At 75.2% G+C, this 4,403-nt stretch carries 1 protein-coding gene; it reads left to right on the forward strand.

Features of this window, described 5'->3' with window-relative positions:
* Positions 1–4,403: amino acid adenylation domain-containing protein (locus tag PYR91_RS36170; RefSeq protein ID WP_279787503.1), on the forward strand; the 4,403-nt coding region annotated here is incomplete at both ends.

Genomic DNA, 4,403 nt, shown 5'->3' on the forward strand with positions numbered 1-4,403 from the left:
GGCCGGGTGGACTCCCAGGTGAAGATCCGCGGGTTCCGGGTCGAACCCGGCGAGGTCGAAGCGGTGCTCGCCGCCCATCCGCAGGTGGAGCACGCCCTGGTCATCGCCCGTGAGGACACCCCCGGCGACAAACGCCTCGTCGCCTACATCGTCCCCGACGACCAGGCCCCGATCGACGCGGCCGGCCTGCGTACGTACGCGCGGTCCCGCCTGCCCGAGTTCATGCTCCCCTCCGACGTGGTCACCCTCGACCGCCTGCCCCTCACCATGAACGGCAAGCTCGACCGGGCCGCGCTGCCCGCCCCCGTGGCCGCGTCCACCGCGGCGCGGACGGCCAGGACCGCGCAGGAGGCGGTCCTGTGCGCCCTGTTCGCGGAGGTCCTCGGCGTGCCCGAGGTCGGGGTGGACGACGCCTTCTTCGACCTCGGCGGCCACTCCCTGCTGGTCACCCGCCTGCTCAACCGGATCAGGACCGTGCTCGGGGTCGAGATCCAGACCCGGGTGCTGTTCGAGACCCCCACCGTCGGCGGGCTCATCGCCCGGCTGCCCGAGGCGTTCGGCGCCCACCCGCCCGTGCTCCCGCGCCCCCGCTCCGCCGAGCTCCCCCTGTCGTTCGCGCAGCGCAGGCTGTGGTTCCTGCACCGGCTGGAGGGCCCCAGCCCCACCTACAACATCCCGATCGCCGTCCGCCTGTCCGGGGACCTGGACGAGGCGTGCCTGCGGACCGCGCTGCGCGACGTCGTCGCGCGGCACGAGACCCTGCGCACCGTCTTCCCCGAGACGCGCGGCGTCCCGCGCCAGCACGTCCTCGACCCCGGCGACGTGCCGCTCACCCTGGAAAGCCACCCGATCGACGAGGACGAGCTGCCCGCGGCGCTCGCCGCCGAGGCGCGGCACGCCTTCGACCTCACCCGCGAGCCCCCGATCCGGGTCCGGCTGTTCTCGCCCGCCCCCGGAGAACACGTGCTGCTGCTCCTGATGCACCACATCGCCGCGGACGGCTGGTCGCTCGCCCCCCTCGCCCGCGACCTCGGCCTCGCCTACAACGCCCGCCTTCGCGGCGAGGACCCCGCGTTCGCGCCCCTGCCGGTGCAGTACGCCGACTACACCCTGTGGCAGCGCGAGCTGCTCGGCGACGAGGACGACCCGCGCGGCGTGCTCGCGAGCGGCCTGGACTTCTGGCGCGGGGCCCTGGACGGCGTCCCCACTGAGCTGGCACTCCCCGCCGACCGGCCCCGGCCGGCCGTCGCCGCCCACCGCGGCGACGCGGTGCGCTTCACCGTCGACGCCGCCCTGCACCGCGACCTCGCCGGGCTCGCCCGCCAGTGCCGGGTCAGCGACTTCATGGTCGCGCAGGCCGCCGTCGCCGTGCTGCTGACCCGCCTCGGGGCCGGCACCGACCTGCCCATCGGCAGCCCGTTCGCCGGGCGCGGCGACGAGGCCCTGGACGACCTCGTCGGGTTCTTCGTCAACACCCTGGTGCTGCGCACCGACACCTCCGGCGACCCCACCTTCCGCGAGCTGCTGGAACGCGTGCGCTCGGCGAACCTCGCCGCGTACGCCCACCAGGACACGCCGTTCGAGCGCCTGGTCGAGGAGCTGCACCCGCAGCGCTCCCTCGCCCGCCACCCCCTGTTCCAGGTCTTCCTCGCCTACCGCGGCTCTGAGGAGCCGTGCTTCGACCTGGACGGCCTGCGCGCCGCGCCGCAGCACGTCGAGCTCGGCGCGGCCAAGTTCGACCTCGCGTTCGACCTGGCCGCGCGCCGCACGGCCGACGGCGAGCCCGGAGGCGTGGACGCCGTGCTGGAGTACCGCACCGACCTGTTCGCCCGCTCCACCGCCGAGGGCGTCGCCGCGCGCCTGCTGCGCGTGCTGGAAGCCCTGGTCGCCGACCCCGACGCGCCGATCGGACGGCTGGACGTGCTCACCCCGGCCGAGCGCCGCGAGCTCGTCACCGGACGCAACGACACCGCGCACGAAACCGAGCGGCTGGCCGGCACCGTCACCGGCCGGTTCGCCGCCCAGGCGCGCCGGACGCCGGACGCCGTCGCCGTCCGCGCAGGCGGGGAGTCGCTCACCTACCGCGAACTCGACCGGCTGGCCGACCGCCTGGCCAACCGGCTGCTGCGCCTCGGGGTGGGCCCGGAGACCGGCGTCGCCGTGCTGCACGAGCGGTCGGCCGGTCTGGTGGTGGCGGCCCTGGCGATCCTCAAGGCCGGGGGCTCGTACGTGCCGCTGCACACCGGCTACCCGGTCGAGCGCATGCGGCGGGCCCTGGAGGACACCGGTGCGTCCGTGCTGCTCACCGACCGGCAGGCCCCGCCCGAAGAGCTGACGCGCGGCGTGCTCGTGGTCCGCACCGGCGACCCCGGCCTGGCGGAGGAGCCGGACACCGCGCCGCCCGCCGAGCCGCGCCCCGACGGGCTCGCCTACGTCATGTACACCTCCGGCTCGACGGGGACGCCCAAGGGGATCGGCGTCACCCACCGCGACGTCCTCGCGCTCGCGCTCGACCGCGTCTGGGGCGCCGACGAGTCGTCCCGCGTCCTGCTGCACTCCCCGTTCGCCTTCGACATCTCGACGTACGAGCTGTGGACGCCGCTGCTCACCGGCGGGCGGGTCGTCGTCGCCCCCGAAGGCGAGATGACCGCCCACGACCTGCGCCGCGTCATCGAGGACGAGGGCGTGACGTCCCTGCTCGTCGCCGCCGGCCTGTTCGGCGTGGTCGCGGACGTGCTGCCCGGGGCGTTCTCCACGGTGCGGCGCGTGCTGACCGGCGGGGACGTGGTGTCGCCCACCGCCGTGCGGCGGGTGCTGGACCACTGTCCCGGCACCGAGGTCACCGCGCTCTACGGCCCCACCGAGATCACCCTGACGTGCACCTCCCACCTCATGCGGACCCCGGACGAGGTACCCGAGACCGGCGTGCCGATCGGGCGCCCCATGGACAACCGGACGGCGTACGTGCTCGACGCCCACCTGCGGCCGGTCCCCGCCGGCGTGCCCGGCGAGCTGTACATCGGCGGCGAGGGCGTGGCGCGCGGCTACGTGCGGCACCCCGCCCTCACGGCGGAGCGGTTCGTCGCCGACCCCTTCGGCCCGGCGGGCGCGCGGCTGTACCGCACCGGAGACCTGGTGCGGTGGAACGCCGAGGGCGTGCTCGACTTCCTCGGCCGGGTTGATGATCAGGTGAAGATCCGCGGGTTCCGGGTGGAGCCGGGTGAGATCGAGGCCCTGCTCGCCGAGCGGCCCGACGTCGTGCGCGGGACGGTCGCCGTGCATTCCGACCAGCACGGCGCCAAGCGGCTGGTCGCGTACGTCGTCCCCGTCCCCGGGGCGGCCCCCGACCCCGCGGACGTGCTGGCCGGCCTGGCGAAGCGGCTGCCGGAGTTCATGGTCCCGGCCGCGGTCGTGCCGATCGAACGGCTGCCTCTCACGCCCAACGGCAAGCTCGACCGGGCGGCCCTGCCCGCCCCGCGGTGGGACGGCGGCGGGCGGGCCCCGCGCACCGAGCGCGAGAAGCGGGCCTGCGCCCTGTTCGCCGAGGTGCTCGGCGTCGAGCACGTCGGTCTCGACGACGACTTCTTCGACCTGGGCGGCCACTCACTGCTGGCCATCCGGCTGACCAGCGCGATCCGGGAGGCGCTGGGCGCCGAGGTGTCGCTGCGCGCACTGTTCGAGGCGCCGACGGTGGCCCGGCTCATCGACCGGCTCGACCAGGGCGGCCGGGTGCAGGCGGCGCTGACGCGGCGGGAGCGTCCGGAGCGGGTGCCGTTGTCGTTCGCGCAGCGGCGGCTGTGGTTCCTGGACCGGCTGGAGGGCCCGAGCGCCACCTACAACGTGTCGTGGACCCTTCGCCTGCGCGGCGACCTCGATGTGGACGCGTTGCGTGCGGCGCTGGGCGACGTCGTGGCCCGGCACGAGGCCCTGCGCACGGTCTTCGGCGAGCAGGACGGCACCCCGTACCAGTCGGTGCTCGCCCCGGACGCGGCCGTCCCCGCCTTCGAGGTCGTACCGGTGGACGCCGCCGGCGTCCAGGACGCCATGGACGAGGCGTCCCGCCACGTCTTCGACCTGACCCGCGAGATCCCCATGCGGGCGTACCTGTTCGCCGCCGGCCCGCGGGACCACGTGCTGCTGCTGCTCATGCACCACATCGCGTGCGACCACTGGTCGCTGACCCCGCTCGCCGCCGACCTGGCGGAGGCCTACCGCGCCCGCGCCGACGGCGCCAGCCCCCGGTACACCGAGTTGCCGGTGCAGTACGCCGACTACGCGTTGTGGCAGCGGGAGGTGCTGGGCGACGAGGGGGTGGCTGACGGGGGCCGGTTGGGGCCTCAGGTCGCGTACTGGCGGGAGCGGTTGGCGGGGTTGCCGGAGCAGATCGTGTTGCCGGTTGATCG

The sequence above is a fragment of the Sphaerisporangium sp. TRM90804 genome (assembly GCF_029846175.1).
In the GTDB taxonomy this organism is placed as follows: domain Bacteria; phylum Actinomycetota; class Actinomycetes; order Streptosporangiales; family Streptosporangiaceae; genus Sphaerisporangium.